This is a genomic window from Pontibacter sp. YIM B11418 (assembly GCF_059278805.1).
Genome location: NZ_JCAEMH010000001.1, coordinates 1 through 16,410, shown reverse-complemented (window position 1 = coordinate 16,410; position 16,410 = coordinate 1). Strand labels below are relative to the sequence as shown.

The following is a 16,410-nucleotide window of genomic DNA, read 5'->3' as shown; positions in this document are numbered from 1 at the left end:
TTCGTCTGGATAGTATAGCGCAGTATTACGTGAGAGAAAAAGTAAAATAAGGTGATATTAACTGAATAGTAACTTGCGAATTCCCACCAAACCGTGTTGCTAGGGTTTAGGAATTCAACGAGCGAAACCTCATAGAGAATAAATATTCCCCAAGCCAGAACATGGTATAAGATGTGGCGATATTTTACGCTTCTAAGCACCCTTAAAACAACGCATTACTTTGCTAACACGCAACCCGATTCATCTACAGCAAATGCGCTTTCATGTAATATTCTTTCCTGCTTATATAGGAATTACTATCTTTATTATAGGTTGGTTGAAAAACAATAGTGAAGGCTTGCCAGGTATAACCAGTAAGCCTGCCTATACTAGCTTTTCAGTTTTTACCAGCTATCCTCTGACACTATCTATACCTGCTGCTACCCATGAATCGACTTATAACCAGTAAGTACCTATTGCCTTTATTTTGCTTATCTCTTCTGTTTTCCTCCTGCAAAAAGGAGCTGGAAGAAGTAGAGGTTGACCCGATTGTCGCTTGGGAGGCACATGATAAGTTTTTATACGACCAACGTTTCATCGTTAACCTATACAGTGCGAATGATAAAGTCCATGTAATGGGCATGCACCTTTTCTCCTCCATTTCGCTGGAAGGGGGACAGGAAGATGTAAAGCATTATATGCACCCATTCAAAAATGTGTCTCACCACAAGCACCCGATCAGTTCCAGAATATTTGGTGGGACGGATGGAGGACTGCTGTATTTTAAGACAGTTAAAAGCCCTGTATTAATGGGATCAGACCTTTTGATCGATATGGCAACCCTTGATCCGCATTTCAGGGCATTTAGCCTGGTCATGTCATACTCAAACGAGAGCTTTGCTATTTCAGAAAACAACGTAGCTCTGGTACCATACCGTTACTTTAATGAGAGAACAGGAAGAAGTGCGTTGCGGTATCTTTTGGTAAAGTTGGCTATTGAGAAAGATGTTTTTGGTAGCGATAAAATCGTTCTGGAAGAGACTCGTATACTTACACCAAATGAAGAAAGTGGAATCGTACGGCATTTGCGATCCCATCAGAGCAATTTTTATGTGGGCACAGACTGGGGCTTTTACAAGATTACGGAAAACGGGGAATTTAATTTTCAGATGCCCGATCAGGTAGCCTTTACTACTTTTGAGCATAATGGCGAGCTTTACACCATTACCAGACATGCAAGGCAACATACTTATAGCTTATTCCGCTCCATATCGGAGCAAAGCTGGTCTTTGGATGCGCAAGACCTTGGCAATACAGCAGAATGGTTTTCATATCATGACATCAGCGATAATATTTTGCTAGCCAGTCTTCGGGACCAGATTTTTGAGGTGGAGCCAGGTGTAGACAAACTGCACTTTAAAGAGCTGGATAATACTGGTCTGGAAGGGCACGCTATCACATCCATTGCGATGATTGGTGACAAGGTATACATCGGCACGCAGTCAGGTATGTTCAGCAAAGCAGCAGAACATTTGCTGACTTATAAAGAGGAAGAGAAGTAACTGGAGACTTTCACCATAATATTTCTAAGTATAGGCTTTGGTTTTAGATACTGAGATTAGTCTCTGCATTATTTCATATTCGGAAGGAAGCCAAAATGCCCGTTTCCAATATTAACCTGCTATACCTTCATAGGCTTTCTATTTATTTTATCCGAGTTTTGCTAGATAGAATGGGAATTGTGAGACATCTATATTTAGAAGCTTGAGCATTGCTTACAGTTTATTATCAATCAGATGAGATACGCAGTATTGTGTTTTGGTATGTTGTTATATCTTCTTTCTACAGCACCTACGCTAGGACAAGAGAACGCTGCCATACCTGATAGTTTGAAACCGCTACATCAGAGTGGTTGGGCTTGGGAATTGAAGGGACCAGTAGGCGACCACACTTCTGAAGAAGGTAAAATCGTCTACCGGCTTACAATTAGTAGTGCGGGAGAGCTGGCTAGAATAGAGCTGATTGAGAGTACTGTAAGTGAGGAAGCAGAACGTATTTACCGTAATGCAACATCAAAAATGACTTTTAAAAGAATAGATGATGCCACTATGCCTGCTGAGCGGACATCAAGTGTAATAACCTATGTGCTTCGAAACCGAGAGTATTCGGCGACACCCGAAAGAAGGAATCCAAGGTCTCGACAGCGCAAAATAAAAACCACTAAGAGTTTTTAAGTAGTTATCAGAAATATAAATGCCCCGCCTATAAAACCATATGCGGGGCATTGCTATACCTGCCGAATGATAAATCGTTCAGTTTACATTGTTAATAATACTTTCCCTCCATCAGGTAGTTCTGGACATAATCCTTCACTCCTTCCTCTAAGGTATAGAACTCACGATCGTAACCGATAGAGCGAAGCTTATTCATGTTAGCTTCGGTGAAGTATTGGTAGTTGTCGCGTAAGTTCTCTGGGGTGTCCATGAAGTCGATGTTAGGTGCTATACCCATGGCATCGAATGTGTTGAGTGCCAAAGCCATAAAAGTGCGGGCTTTACCAGAACCAAGGTTGTAAATGCCGGAGTTTTTGCGGTGTTGCATTAAAAACATACATACCTCTACCACATCTTTTACATATACAAAATCACGCATCTGTTCGCCGTCAGCATAGTCGGGGTTGTGCGAGCGGAAAAGCTTCATGCTGCCCTTTTCTTTGATCTGATTATAGGCATGGAAAATAACAGAGGCCATCTTGCCTTTGTGGTACTCGTTGGGACCGTACACGTTGAAGAACTTTAGTCCTGCCCAGAAGAAAGGCTTTGCCGTCTGCTCCAGTGCCCACTTATCGAAATCGTTTTTAGAGTCGCCGTATGGGTTAAGCGGTTTTAGCAATGGTATAGTGGCCTCTTCGTCGTCGTAGCCGAGCGTGCCGGAGCCGTAGGTGGCCGCTGACGAAGCGTATACCAGCGGAATCTGGTACTCGCAGCAGGCGTTCCATACCTGTTTGGAGTAGTTCAGGTTGAGCAGGTCAAATACATCTTTGTTGAACTCCGTGGTATCGGTGCGGGCACCCAGGTGGAAGATGAATTCTACTTCTTCGTAGTTGTCGTCCAGCCACTCAAAGAAACCGTCACGGTCTACATATTCCTTTATCTTTTTCCCTTTCAGGTTTCCTTCTTTTTTGGCGACAGAGAAATTGTCCACCACCACGATATCATTAAAATTAGCTGCGTTGAGCCTGCTCACAAGGCAACTCGCAATAAAGCCGGCAGCACCAGTTACAACGATCATAATTCAGTTTTATAGGCTGTAAAGTAATATTGCGTTAAATTTACGAAAATAAACGGAGCCGAAGCGCACATCGCCCTGGCGCTCCTTCAATCAGAAACCGATCTATACCTTGTATCCATACCTGAACAAGTTTTTGGCAGTATGCCTGCTGCTCTTTTGCTGCGCCTGCGGCTCGGGCAAAGAAGAACAGGCAGGGGAGGAGCTGGTGCTGCAGGATGACCTGGGACGTAATATTAAGCTAAAAAGACAGCCGGAACGGGTGATGGCCTTTGCCTCATCCATGACCGAGATGCTGTTTGCCGTTTGCGACACGGCTGCCATTGTTGGGCGCACCCCCCAGTGCGACTACCCGACTGCCGTATACAGCAAGCCTGTCGTAAATAATTATCCTGTCGATTTAGAGCAGGTACTGGCCCTGAAGCCTGACCTGATTTTTACAGTAGAAGGTATAACTCCCCTCGATATGGCAGCCCGACTGGAAGAGTTAGGTATACCTGTCTATTATCAAAAGTACCGCAGCGTAGCAGATATTCTGGAAGGTATAGAAGACATCGGCCGCATCATGAACCGTGAACAACAGGCAAATTATCTGGCCGATTCGCTGCGAAAGCAGGTGCAGGAGATTGAACGCATGTATAGCGGGCAGGCAAAGCAGCAGCGTGTGCTGGCTATTACCTGGAGTGACCCGATCTATGTGTATGGGCAGAACACTATTCTAACAGATCAGCTACGTATACTCGGTGCCCAAAATGCCGTGCAGGAAGTTTTTGATCAGCCCTACCCGGCACTCACACGCGAGTATATTCTCAAAATGAACCCGGATGTGCTGTTAGGAGGAAGTGTAGAGCGACTGGAGCGGGAATTCTTCAGTCTATACCCGGAGCTGCACAAAATTGCCGCTTACCAGAACAAGCGCATTTACCAACCTACTGGCAACCTGATCGAACGGCCAAGCCCTCGGGTTGTAGAGTCGATCCGCGAACTTGAAAGCTTCCTATACCCATGAGCAGAGCGCTATACTTTGCAGGGGCTATTCTGCTGATCCTGGTGGCGCTGGTGTTCGGGCTGCAGGTAGGTACATTTGAGGTGGACCTGGCTACGATTCAGGAGGCTTTCTTTCATTACGACCCGGATAATACGACGCATTTCGCTATCACACACCTTCGTCTGCCCCGACTTTTGCTGGCTTTGGTGGTAGGGGCATCATTAGCTTTTTGCGGTTACCTCATGCAGGCCATGGTCAACAACGGACTGGCGGATCCATACCTGTTGGGTACTGCTTCCGGCGCATCGTTAGGTGCAGTGATCGTGTTTTTTGGTTTTGTTGAAGTGTCGATTGGAGGCTTTTACATGCCACCCGTGTTTGCCCTAATAGGAGCCTTTGTGGTAACGCTGGTCGTGGTAGTGCTAGGCTATCGGAAGCGCCAGCTTATACCTGCGCAATTGCTGTTAGCAGGTATAGCCATCAGTTCGCTGGTCACGGCTATGGTAGGGCTGCTCACTTTTCTGTCTGACTCAGAAGGCAAACTCAAGTCGGTGATATTCTGGTCGATGGGAAGCTTTGAGCGGGCTAGCTGGTCGCTGCTGCCATACCCGGCCACAGCACTATTGGTTGCACTTCTGCTATTTGCTTTCCTGCAGAAGCAGCTGAACATCTTACTGCTTGGTGCCAACCGGGCACAAGCTTTGGGAGTGAATGTGGCGAAAACCCGATGGGCCATTCTGGCTGCTGTTTCAGTGGTTACGGGCTTTGCAGTAGCTACCTCCGGACCCATTGGTTTTGTAGGTCTGATCATTCCGCACGTCACCCGTGGACTAATGGGAGCGACCGGTAAGAGCAATCTGCTTTTCTGCGCCTTTATGGGCGGTCTGTTCATGCTCCTCTGCGATCTTTTGTCCCGTATTTTATATCCGCCAGCCGGTCTCCCAATTGGAATCATTACATCGTTCTTTGGTGTTCCTTTCTTCGTATATTTGCTGTCCCAAAAGAATTATAAGTTTAGCAGTTAAATGATTTACGTAAGCAGATTAGAGCATTTTAACGCAGCCCACAAGCTGCACAACCCGAACTGGTCGTTGGCGAAGAATAAGGAGGTATTCGGGCCGTGTGCGAATACCAACTGGCATGGGCACAATTATGAACTAATCGTGACCGTAAAGGGCAAACCAGACCCGGATACCGGTTTTGTGATAGACCTCAAAAAGTTGAGCACGCTTATCCGCAGGAACATCATAGAGAAAGTAGACCATAAGAACCTGAACCTCGATGTGGCCTTTATGGAAGACAAGCTAGCCAGCACCGAGAACCTGGTAGTAGAGTTCTGGAAAATTCTGGAGCCTAAAATCGCTGAAATTTCTCAAGCCAAGCTGCACAGCCTCAAATTATATGAAACCCCACGCAACTACGTGGAGTATTTTGGCGAATAAGCAATCATAGCCATTTGGCTATACCTGTTCCATTGCTTTCTTCGTTTCTGCCTTAGTCAGGCAGCCCCAAACGCATACACATTACATGAAATATTATATTATAGCCGGCGAACGCTCAGGCGATCTGCACGCTTCTAACCTCATCAAACAGCTCCGGGAAAAAGATCCCGAGGCTGACATAAGAGGTTGGGGGGGCGACATGATGCAGGAGGCCGGTATGCACCTGGTCAAGCATTACCAGGAGATGGCCTTTATGGGCTTTGCGGAGGCTGCCGTCAATTTTTTCAAAATACTGGGTTTCCTGCGTGAGTGTAAAGAGGATATCACAGCCTTTAAGCCGGATGTAATTATTCTGGTGGATTACGCTGGTTTCAACATGCGGATTGCCAAATTCGCTAAAGAACACGGTTTGAAAGTGTTCTACTATATCTCCCCAAAGATCTGGGCCTGGAACCAGGGCCGAGTGCACAAGATCAAGCGCCTCGTAGACCGCATGTTTGTGATTATGCCTTTTGAGGAGGAATTCTATGGTCGTTTTGACTACAAGGTGGACTATATCGGCAATCCGGTAGCAGACTCAGTGAACGACCATGTGGTGGCGCCTGATTTCAGAGTCCGGAACCATATTCAGAACAACAAGCCTATCATAGCACTGTTGCCGGGTAGCCGTAAGCAGGAGATCGAGAACATGTTGGAGGTAATGCTGAGCGTGCTGCCTTCCTTCCGCGATTACCAGTTTATTGTGGCCGGCGTCTCAAACTTCTCGAAAGAGTATTACGAGCAGTACAACAAAGACCCGAATATCAAGGTCGTTTACGACCAGACCTACGACCTGCTATCGCATGCAAAAGCTGCGCTTGTCACCTCAGGTACGGCTACACTCGAAACAGCATTGTTTGACGTGCCGCAAGTCGTGTGCTACAAGACCAGCGCCATTTCATATGCTATCGGTAAGCGTGTGATCAAGGTGCCGTATATTTCGCTCGTTAACCTGATAGCCGATAAGCCCGTCGTAGCTGAGTTGATTCAGGAGGATTTCACTGCCAAAAAGATCGTGGCTGAGCTGAAAAACATTCTGTTTGATAAATATGCTATGCAGAAGCAGCAGGAGGGCTATGCGCTTGTGAAGAAGAAAATAGGAGAGTACCGTACCGCTGAGCGTGCTGCAGAATTAATGGTAGGTTATTTGAAGGATGAGGTATAATCGATAATTCCACACAGAGTTGTGTATACCTATACCTAAAAAGAGAGGGCCTCAGCTACATAAAGCTGAGGCCCTCTCTTTTTATCTTTCTATACCTTAAGCAACACGAAGCTGCTTCAGGGGCGATTTATCAAATTTATCGCGAGCATACTCACCAGTAATCACCAGTTCTTTAGCGCCTTCCTCAGACGGCAGTTCAAACATAGCATCCGTCATGATACCTTCGCAAATGGAGCGTAAACCACGGGCGCCGAGTTTATATTCTGCAGCTTTCTCTACAATGTAGTCCAATGCATCGTCATCAAAGCTAAGGCTGATGTTCTCCATCTCGAACAGGCGCTTGTACTGCTTTACAATAGAGTTCTTAGGCTCCAGTAAAATCAGGCGAAGTGTATCTTTATCGAGTGGGTTCAGGTGCGTGAGCACTGGCAGACGACCGATCAGCTCAGGTATAAGTCCGAAGTTCTTCAGGTCTTGCGCAGTCAGGTAACGCAGGAAGTTCTCTTTTTCTTCTTCGTCGTCCTGCTTTGACTTAGAGAAGCCAATCGGACGGGTGTTCAGTCTGTTTTTGATCAGACGGTCTATACCTACAAAGGCACCACCGCAAATGAACAGGATGTTCTCGGTGTTCACCGTGATCATCTTTTGTTCCGGATGCTTACGTCCACCTTGCGGCGGCACGTTTACTACCGTACCCTCGAGCAGTTTCAGCAAAGCCTGCTGCACGCCCTCGCCACTCACGTCGCGGGTAATAGATGGGTTATCGCTCTTGCGGGCAATCTTGTCGATCTCGTCAATGTATACGATACCGCGTTCAGCAGACTCTACATTATAGTCGGCAGCCTGCAGTAGGCGTGTCAGAATGCTCTCTACGTCCTCGCCTACATAGCCAGCCTCTGTCAGCACAGTCGCGTCCGCTATGCAGAAAGGCACTTGCAGAATACCAGCCATCATGCGTGCCAGGTAGGTCTTGCCTGTACCTGTCTCGCCTACCATGATGATGTTTGACTTCTCGATCACCACATCATCTTCGTTGGTGCGCTGCATCAAGCGCTTGTAGTGGTTGTATACCGCCACTGACATTACTTTCTTCGCCTCGTCCTGTCCTACCACAAACTGATCAAGGTACTCCTTCATCTGTCGCGGCTTCATCAGGTTAAATTTCGGCGTGCGGCTGTTGGCGCGTATCTTATTTTCCTCATTCAGGATTTGCTGTGCCTGTCCGATACAACGGTCGCATATATGCGCGTTGATTCCGGATATCATCACAGATACGTCTTTTTTGTTCTTGCCACAAAATGAGCAGGTAATTTCAGCCATAAAAAAGTTTGTTCAGAAGATTTTATTGGCCCTCTCGGGTGTAATTCAGAAGCAAAGGTACAAAATTGAAACCTTACTAAGGTAGTATTTTAATTTCTAAAATGTTGATATGGTTATAAAAAGTAGCCATAAATTAAAAAATTGCTATTACTGTATTTTGATTTAAAAGCCTGTAATTCAGTAATTTGTAAGCTTTTAGTATCCACATACCTGTGTTGATAAATTTTTAGGTATAGTTCTATTTTCAGGATTGGTATTATAATGGTGCAATTCTTTCTTGCAAAATAAAATAGCAAAGCCCATCCTGTACACAGGATGGGCTTTGCTATTTTACTCACAGGACATTGCTGTCCGTATGGGACTTAGTCTTTCTTGCGGTGCAATACTTCGTCAATCAGGCCATACTCTTTCGCTTCTTCCGCTTTCATCCAGTAGTCGCGGTCGGAGTTGTCGTATACCTCCTGGTATGATTTGCCAGAGTGCTCAGCCAAAATCTCATAAAGCTCTTTCTTCAGCTTCAGGATCTCACGGGCTGTGATTTCAATATCAGATGCCTGACCCTGTGCACCACCCATTGGCTGGTGAATCATAACGCGGGCGTGCGGTAAAGCAGAGCGCTTGTTCTTGGCGCCACCGGCCAGTAGCACAGCACCCATAGAAGCGGCCAGACCTGTACAGATCGTCGCTACATCCGGGTTCACATACTGCATAGTGTCGTAGATGCCGAGGCCGGCGTATACGGAACCACCCGGGCTGTTAATGTACAGCAAAATGTCTTTCTTCGCATCAGCTGACTCCAGGAACAGCAACTGGGCGGTAATGATATTGGCGATAAAATCGTCTACCTGCGTACCCAGGAAAATAATGCGGTCCATAATCAGGCGTGAGAACACATCGATCTCACGGAAGTTCGTCGGACGTTCCTCAATTACAGAGCGCGTCATGCTTTCAATGGTATGCATGGCACGGCCTTCTACATGACTAATATATTGATCTACGCCCAGGCCACTCATGCCCTGGCCCTTTACGGCAAATTTCCGGAACTCGTCTTTGTTAAACATCATCTTGTTTAGATTTACGGTTTGGTCAAAAATAAAAAAGTCCTTTAAATAATAAAGGACTTTTTAGGTTAAATATTATTAATCGTTATTACGATAGGTTTTTGAAGTCCTCTGTAGAGATTGTCTTCTCTACAACAGTCATCTTTTCTTTTAGTTTAGCGAGCACCTTCTCGGCCAGCAGTTGCTCGTACTCATTAATGTAGTTACGGCCATTGTCCTGCTGCAGATACTGGTTAGCATAGTTATTCATGCTCTCTACCAATTCCTCCGGAACCTCTGGCATGTTGAACTGCGCCAACATTTTCTCTTTCGTGCTGCTTACCACCTCTTCGTTGGATACTTTCAGCTCGTTTTCTTCTACAACCTTGTTCTTGATCATAGACCACTTCAGCTCCTTCAGGTACTTGTCGAAGTTCTCTTCGATCTGCTCTGTAGTCAAACGGCCTTCATTGGTCACCTGCAACCAACGCTTGAAGAACTCAGTCGGAAGCTCTGCCTCTACGTTGTTCACTAAGGTATCAATGATATTGCGGTATAGCAAGTTGTCTGCCTCGCGCTCGTAGTTCTCCTTGATCGTCTCACGGATCTTAGCGTCGAACTCTTCTTCCGTCTTCACTTCGTCCTTGCCGAACAGCTTGTCAAACAGCTCTTGATTCAGTTCAGCAGCCTCAGTACGGTTGATTTTCTCTACTGTGAATTCGAACTCACCGTTCAGGTCAGCTACTACATCTTTGCTCAGGCCAGTTACGTGAGCCAGTGCGCTGTTGTCATCACCAAATGCCTTGCGGATATCGAAACGGATCACGTCACCGGCTTTTACGCCCATGAACTGATCTTTACCTTCTACTACACGGCTTGTAGGGATAAGCGTTTTAGACTCGAACTCGCCTTCTACTTGCTTCAGGTCACCGTAGATGAAGTCACCTTCTTCAGAAGTTTCCGGGTTTGTTGTTTTGCCGAACTGGCGCTTCAGGTTTTCGTAAGCCTCGTCCACTGTATTCTGGTCCAGCTCCACAGTGTAACCCTCTACGCTTTTATCCAGCGGAAGGTTGAAGTCTGGCAGTAGGCCAACGGCATACGTAAATTCAAAATCTTTCTGGTTGTCCCAGTCAATGTTCTCCTGGCTTGGCTCCGGAAGCGGCTCGCCCAGCAGTTTTACATCGTTGTCCTTGATATACTTAGAGATCTCCTCCTGAAGAAGTTTGTTGATCGCCTCAACCAGTATGCTCTTGCCATACATCTTCTTGATAAGTCCTGCAGGCACTTTACCAGGTCTGAAGCCTTTGATCTGAGCTTTCTTGCTGAATTCTTTTACTTGCTGGTCAACTTTAGTAGCATAGTCCGCCTCTTCCAGGACTACCTTCAGTTGCGCGTTAGTGCCGTCGGTTTGATTTAATGTAATATTCAAGGCTTACAAAAATTTTAGTGATGATACATCTAGTAAAAACAAACCCCCAACATGGGCTGTTGAGGGTTTCGTTTGTGTGCGGATGGAGGGACTCGAACCCCCATGCCTCGCAGCGCTAGATCCTAAGTCTAGTGCGTCTACCAATTTCGCCACATCCGCATGTGTGCTTGTTTGTAATGATGGTGCAAATTTACGAACGCTATCTTTAAATGCAAGAGTGAGGTCTAAAAAAAGCGAATATTTTTTATTCTCTATCCCGAGCAGTGCAGCAATTGAGAGCTTAGTGATTCAGCATCAACAAATTGCACGATTCGCATAGCATTGCGTGCATGAAAGCGGATATTCATGTATATTTGAAACTTAATACGCCTCTGCCTCACTTATACCTATAGATAGTAGCATAAGGATGGCTGCAGGCTCGCCCGGCCTGAGCACCCTATACTTTCCAGCTTTAGCATGAACATGATCGATCCAGAAGCAGAACGCAAAGAGATCCTTAGACACTACCGCAGATTACTTCGGCACGCCAAGCCTTTCCTGAAGGACAACGACGCCAAGATCATCAAAAAGGCTTTCAGTACTTCTGTGGAGGCCCATAAAGACATGCGCCGCAAATCAGGAGAGCCTTACATTCTGCATCCGCTTGCTGTGGCCCAGATTGCCGTGGAGGAGATCGGGCTTGGTACCACTTCTATCGTAGCGGCCCTGCTGCACGACGTGGTCGAGGATACCGATATGGAGGTGGATGAGGTCGAGCGCGAGTTCGGTACGAGTGTAGCGCGCATCATCGAAGGATTGACCAAGATATCCGGCGTATTTGACTATGGTACCTCGCAGCAGGCCGAGAACTTCCGTAAGATGCTGCTCACGCTGTCGGATGACGTGCGGGTTATCCTGATCAAACTGGCCGACCGCCTGCACAACATGCGTACGCTCGACAGCATGCCACGCCACAAGCAGCTCAAGATTGCTTCCGAAACCATGTACCTGTACGCCCCGCTGGCACACCGCCTCGGGCTTTATGCGATCAAGTCGGAACTGGAAGACCTATACCTGAAGTACACCGATACCGATACTTATAAGGACATTTCGACCAAGATACGGCAGACGCGCAGTGCCAGGGGCAAGTTCATCAAAGACTTCATCTCTCCGATAGAAGAGGAACTGCGTCGGCACGGTTTTAAATTCAACATCAAAGGAAGACCAAAGTCGATCTACTCCATCTTAAAGAAGATCAAGAAGCAGAACATCACCTTTGAAGAGATCTACGACCTGTTTGCTATACGCATTACGCTGGATGTGCCACTTGAGCATGAAAAAGCAGCCTGCTGGCAGGTATACTCTATTATAACAGACTTCTACCAACCAAACCCGGACCGCCTGCGTGACTGGGTGAATACCCCAAAAGCCAATGGCTACGAGTCGTTGCATACGACTGTGATGAGTAAATCGGGTCAGTGGGTGGAGGTGCAGATCCGGACCAAGCGTATGGACGAAATTGCCGAACGCGGTTATGCTGCACACTGGAAATATAAGAGCGACGGTAGCGGAGGCGAGTCCGGCCTAGAGATGTGGATAAACAAGGTGCGCGACATGCTGGAGAATAACACAGCCAACGCACTGGAGTTTATGGACGAGTTCCGCAAGAACCTGTTTGTGGAGGAGGTGTTTGTCTTTACCCCTAAAGGAGAACTGCTGATTCTGCCAGACCGGGCTACTGCCCTCGACTTCGCGTTTGAGATTCACTCAGAAATTGGCTTGCACTGCCTTGGAGCCAAGGTGAACCAAAAACTGGTACCGCTTAGCTTCCGGTTGCGCAACGGTGATCAGGTAGAGATCCTGACGTCGCAGAAGCAGAAACCGAACGAAGAATGGCTGGACTATGTGGTGACCTCCAAAGCCCGTTCCCGTATCAAAGAGTACCTGCGCGAAGACCGCAAGAATAAATCGGAGCAGGGCAAAGCAATGCTGGAGCGTCGCCTTGTATACCTGAAAGTACCTGAAACGCAGGGAAATCTGAATAAGCTCATGGCCTTCTTTAACGTGCCAACGGTGCAGGATTTGCACTACCGCATCGCCACCGGCCATATTGATATCAAGAACATCAAAGAAGTGATCTTTTCTGCACAGGCAGAACGAGGCGCTTCAATGCTCGAGCCCAAGTCCTTTGACCGGGAAGTGCAGAAGATACGCGGGGTGACTTCTGATATGCTCGTGATAGGGGAGAACACCTCGAACATGAATTATAAAGTAGCCACATGCTGCAACCCTATACCTGGCGACGAAGTGTTTGGCTTTGAGACAGAGGGGGACGGCATTGAGATTCACCGCACCACCTGTAAGAAAGGGATAGAACTAATGTCTAACTATGGCAACCGCATCATCAAGGCCAAGTGGACGGATCAGAAGGAACTGGCTTTCCTGGCAGGTATACGCATTAAGGGAACAGACCGTGTTGGTCTGGTAAACGACCTGACCCGCATCATCTCAAACAGCTTGCGGGTAAACATGCGCTCGATCACAATAGATTCGCATGATGGAATCTTTGAAGGGAACATTATGGTTTTTGTTAATGACACCGGCCATCTGGATAAGTTGATCCAGCGCATGGGCAAGGTGACGGGTGTGCTGACAGTCGAACGATTCGACTAAGTCGCCACACCTATTATATATAAGAGCGAAAAGACATGGTAACAGACCTGCAGAATAGAATAGAGCAAGTAAAGAAAATTTTCACAGCATACCTGGAAAGCAAGGGGCTTCGCAAGACGCCGGAGCGCTACGCCATTCTGGAAGAGATCTACTCCCGATCCGGTCACTTTGATGTGGAGTCGCTCTACATCAGCATGAAAAATAAGAACTACCGCGTGAGCCGGGCCACGGTGTACAATACCCTGGACCTGTTAGTGGAGAACGACCTGGTAAGCAAGCACCAGTTTGGCCGCAACCTGGCGCAGTACGAGAAATCATACGGCTACCGGCAGCACGATCATGTAATCTGTACGGAATGTCACAAGGTGGTGGAGTTTTGTGATCCGCGTATCCATAATATACAGACCATGGTGGGCGACCTTCTAAATTTTCATATCTTGCACCATTCCCTAAATCTTTACGGGGTATGCGGCGATTGCCGCGCCAAAAAAGCAACCGAACAACAGCATGAAGTATCAGACAGAGCTAAAGGATGATGTCCTGTTCATCAGACTGGAGGGTGACTTGGTTGCAGGACCGGATACCCAGCAACTGATGAACGTTGCCGAAGAGCAAGTGGAAAACAAAGTAATGCTGTGTGCTGTGGACCTTTCCAATGTCCGCTTCATGGACAGCAGTGGCATGGGTGTGCTTGTTTCGCTGCTAACAAAGTTTCGGAACAGGGGAGGAGAGTTGGTTTTGATCAAGCCTTCTGACCACATTCGAAAACTTTTGATCGTTACGAAGCTGAATGCCATTTTTACCATCGCAGAAAATGATAACTTCGCAGCGCAATTCTTAAAGGAATCAATTTACTAACTTATAAATGGCAGTTGACATACTTATAGGTCTGCAGTGGGGCGACGAGGGCAAAGGCAAAATCGTCGACGTACTGGCTCCTACCTATGACATTGTGGCCCGTTTCCAGGGAGGCCCTAATGCAGGACACACACTCGAATTTGAAGGCACCAAGCATGTGCTTCACCAGATCCCTTCCGGTATATTTCACCCGCATATTCAGAATATTATTGGCAATGGCGTTGTGCTAGACCCAATCGTGTTTCGCATCGAGATGCAGAAACTACAGGATCGCGGTGTAGATGCATCCCAAAATCTGTTTATTTCTAAAAAAACCTCCTTAATCCTGCCATCGCACAAAGTGCTCGACCGGGTTTCGGAAGAAGCCTTGGGCACAGGGAAGATCGGTTCTACACTGAAAGGTATAGGTCCGACTTACCAGGATAAGATCGGCAGAGTGGGACTGCGTGTTGGGGATATTCTGGCAGATGATTTTCAGGATCGTTATAATAAGCTGGTAGACCGTCACCGCAAAACAGTGGAGTTCTATGGTCAGTCCTTAGACCTTGGCGAGCAAGAGCAGATTTTCTTTGAAGCAGTAGAATACCTGCGAACGCTTAAGTTGGTTGACAGCGAGTATATGATCAACGATGCCCTGAAGAATGGCAAGCGTGTATTGGCTGAAGGAGCGCAAGGTTCATTGTTGGACGTTGACTTTGGCACATACCCATTTGTTACATCCTCCACTACACTGGTAGCAGGTGCCTGCACAGGTCTTGGAGTAGCGCCTCGTCACATTGGTGAGGTATACGGTATCTTCAAAGCATACTGCACAAGAGTCGGTAGCGGACCTTTCCCTACAGAATTGCTGGATGAAGTAGGCGACCAGATCAGGAAGGCAGGAAATGAGTTTGGCTCTACCACAGGGCGTCCGCGTCGCTGTGGTTGGGTAGATCTCCCAACCCTGAAGTATTCCATTATGCTTAATGGCGTGACGCAGCTCAATATGATGAAAGCTGATGTGCTGACAGAGTTCGACACAATCAAGGTATGTACGCATTATAAGCTCGCATCTGGTGAGATAACAGATCGATTGCCGCACTCTTTAGATACAGAGACCATGGAGCCGATCTATGAAGAGCTCCCTGGTTGGAAAGTTGACTTAAATCAGATTGATACAGTAGAAGCATTACCGGAAGCCTTCAATAATTATATGACTTTCCTGGAGCAGCATCTGGAGGTGCCAATTACTATAGCATCAGTTGGTCCTGACCGGAAGAGCACATTAAGAAGAGAAAAAGTGAGCGCGTAGCTAATTAGAATATTATATAATAGAAAGGCTTTACTCTGAACGGGTAAAGCCTTTCTTATTTAATGATGGATAAGAATAGCTCAATTAGCGAAAGAGCTAAGCATGAATAAAGGAATTAAAATTTGACAGAAGAGGCCTCTAAAAGACAGTCAATGTGGAACTTCAGAGAACAAGAAATGTGTTATCTCTAAGCTGTGGCTGAACAAGTATAGGTATAGTTAGAAAAAAAGAGCGCATTAAATGGTTAATTGTACCTTTATAGAAAGGAATTTCCAACAGCGTGGGCCAGGAAAGTAAAAACTGAATAAAAATATCAAAATCATTCCCGGTGCTTTTCAGCGAGTTAAAGGGAACCGCTGTGAGATTAGTAGCAAAGAGTAAGGAGAGGCCTTGCAAATTGGGAATTTTTGTGGACCTTTGCACTCCCAACCCGGTTAAACGGGGCGGGGAAAGGGAGTAAAGCGGCAGCCGGCAGGGCGGCCACGGGTGCAGAAAGCTGAGAGGCCAGGCACTCCGGAACGAGACTGAAAAAAAACTTTGGCCGGGGCCTTGCAACTTAAAAAAAGCTGCTTACCTTTGCCACCCGCTTCACAAGGAAGCGTTCCTGGAAAGGCTGCTAACACAGCCCGCAGGAAAAAAGGAAAAAAAGTTTTGCAGAGTGCTTGAAGATGTAAAAGTTCTTCTTACCTTTGCAACCCGCTCCGAGACACAGGGTCTTGAAAGCGCTTTCGAAGCCAACAGGGCAACGAAAAAGAAAAAAAAGATTGAAATTTTTGCTTGCGGATTGGAAAAGTTTTCCGACCTTTGCACACCGAAAACGACGAAGGGCTCGCCCCAGAGTCGCCCCGGTCACAAGTAAAAACACCCGCCTTCTAATAGGGAAGGCGCTAGCGGAAGAGGAAGTCTTCCGGAAAGTTCT

Annotated in this window: 14 protein-coding genes and 1 tRNA gene; 10 read left to right on the top strand and 5 right to left on the bottom strand. The window is 46.9% G+C overall.

Annotation, left to right across the window (positions count from 1 at the left end; genetic code table 11):
- Positions 1-425: 425 nt before the first annotated feature.
- Together AC4QZR_RS00075 and AC4QZR_RS00070 are read left to right on the top strand one after the other, a co-directional pair.
- Positions 426-1,541, top strand: coding sequence for a hypothetical protein (locus AC4QZR_RS00075; RefSeq protein WP_494479111.1), 1,116 nt, complete (start codon positions 426-428; stop codon positions 1,539-1,541).
- Positions 1,542-1,775: 234 nt separating this feature from the next.
- Entirely contained in the window at positions 1,776-2,213 is a 438-nt protein-coding gene (locus AC4QZR_RS00070) for a hypothetical protein (protein ID WP_494479110.1), read from the top strand.
- A gap of 91 nt (positions 2,214-2,304) precedes the next feature.
- Here the strand turns inward: AC4QZR_RS00070 and rfaD are convergent, their stop codons facing one another.
- Positions 2,305-3,270: an ADP-glyceromanno-heptose 6-epimerase gene (gene rfaD / locus AC4QZR_RS00065; protein ID WP_494479109.1), complete on the bottom strand. Its 966-nt coding sequence runs from the start codon at positions 3,268-3,270 to the stop codon at positions 2,305-2,307.
- Between the two features lie 109 nt (positions 3,271-3,379).
- Here rfaD and AC4QZR_RS00060 point away from each other — a divergent pair, with 109 nt between their 5' ends.
- From AC4QZR_RS00060 to lpxB, 4 genes are all read left to right on the top strand, one after another.
- The gene (locus AC4QZR_RS00060) at positions 3,380-4,276 is read left to right on the top strand and encodes an ABC transporter substrate-binding protein (RefSeq protein ID WP_494479108.1); all 897 of its coding nucleotides are present in this window, start codon (positions 3,380-3,382) and stop codon (positions 4,274-4,276) included.
- The gene (locus AC4QZR_RS00055; RefSeq protein ID WP_494479107.1) at positions 4,273-5,280 is read left to right on the top strand and encodes a FecCD family ABC transporter permease; all 1,008 of its coding nucleotides are present in this window, start codon (positions 4,273-4,275) and stop codon (positions 5,278-5,280) included. Before AC4QZR_RS00060 ends, AC4QZR_RS00055 begins: the two co-directional genes overlap by 4 nt.
- Positions 5,281-5,697, top strand: a complete 417-nt coding sequence (locus AC4QZR_RS00050; protein WP_253400469.1) for a 6-pyruvoyl trahydropterin synthase family protein — start codon at positions 5,281-5,283, stop codon at positions 5,695-5,697.
- Between the two features lie 85 nt (positions 5,698-5,782).
- Positions 5,783-6,901 (top strand): lipid-A-disaccharide synthase, encoded by a 1,119-nt coding sequence (gene lpxB / locus AC4QZR_RS00045; RefSeq protein WP_494479106.1) that lies wholly within the window; start codon positions 5,783-5,785, stop codon positions 6,899-6,901.
- A 96-nt stretch (positions 6,902-6,997) separates the two neighbouring features.
- On the opposite strand, the gene clpX is transcribed toward lpxB, so the two are convergent.
- From clpX to AC4QZR_RS00025, 4 genes are all read right to left on the bottom strand, one after another.
- Positions 6,998-8,221 carry an ATP-dependent Clp protease ATP-binding subunit ClpX gene (gene clpX, locus AC4QZR_RS00040; RefSeq protein WP_116542706.1) on the bottom strand — a complete coding sequence of 408 codons (1,224 nt, stop codon included), beginning with the start codon at positions 8,219-8,221 and terminating at the stop codon, positions 6,998-7,000.
- Between the two features lie 362 nt (positions 8,222-8,583).
- The gene (locus tag AC4QZR_RS00035; protein ID WP_255594129.1) at positions 8,584-9,282 is read right to left on the bottom strand and encodes a ClpP family protease; all 699 of its coding nucleotides are present in this window, start codon (positions 9,280-9,282) and stop codon (positions 8,584-8,586) included.
- 88 nt (positions 9,283-9,370) lie between these two features.
- Complete coding sequence (gene tig / locus AC4QZR_RS00030) at positions 9,371-10,690, bottom strand: trigger factor (protein WP_494479105.1); 1,320 nt, start codon at positions 10,688-10,690, stop codon at positions 9,371-9,373.
- A gap of 77 nt (positions 10,691-10,767) precedes the next feature.
- Positions 10,768-10,849, bottom strand: a tRNA-Leu gene (locus tag AC4QZR_RS00025).
- Positions 10,850-11,146: 297 nt separating this feature from the next.
- On the opposite strand from AC4QZR_RS00025, the gene AC4QZR_RS00020 reads away from it, so the two are divergent.
- From AC4QZR_RS00020 to AC4QZR_RS00005, 4 genes are read left to right on the top strand one after another with little or no spacing between them, the layout of a single operon-like run.
- Positions 11,147-13,342, top strand: coding sequence for a RelA/SpoT family protein (locus AC4QZR_RS00020; RefSeq protein ID WP_494479104.1), 2,196 nt, complete (start codon positions 11,147-11,149; stop codon positions 13,340-13,342).
- 35 nt (positions 13,343-13,377) lie between these two features.
- Complete coding sequence (locus AC4QZR_RS00015; protein ID WP_220625712.1) at positions 13,378-13,878, top strand: Fur family transcriptional regulator; 501 nt, start codon at positions 13,378-13,380, stop codon at positions 13,876-13,878.
- Positions 13,850-14,200 (top strand): STAS domain-containing protein, encoded by a 351-nt coding sequence (locus tag AC4QZR_RS00010; protein WP_188502971.1) that lies wholly within the window; start codon positions 13,850-13,852, stop codon positions 14,198-14,200. The genes AC4QZR_RS00015 and AC4QZR_RS00010 overlap by 29 nt, the downstream gene beginning before the upstream one ends.
- A 7-nt stretch (positions 14,201-14,207) precedes the next feature.
- Positions 14,208-15,491 (top strand): adenylosuccinate synthase, encoded by a 1,284-nt coding sequence (locus AC4QZR_RS00005; RefSeq protein WP_494479103.1) that lies wholly within the window; start codon positions 14,208-14,210, stop codon positions 15,489-15,491.
- Positions 15,492-16,410: the final 919 nt, after the last annotated feature.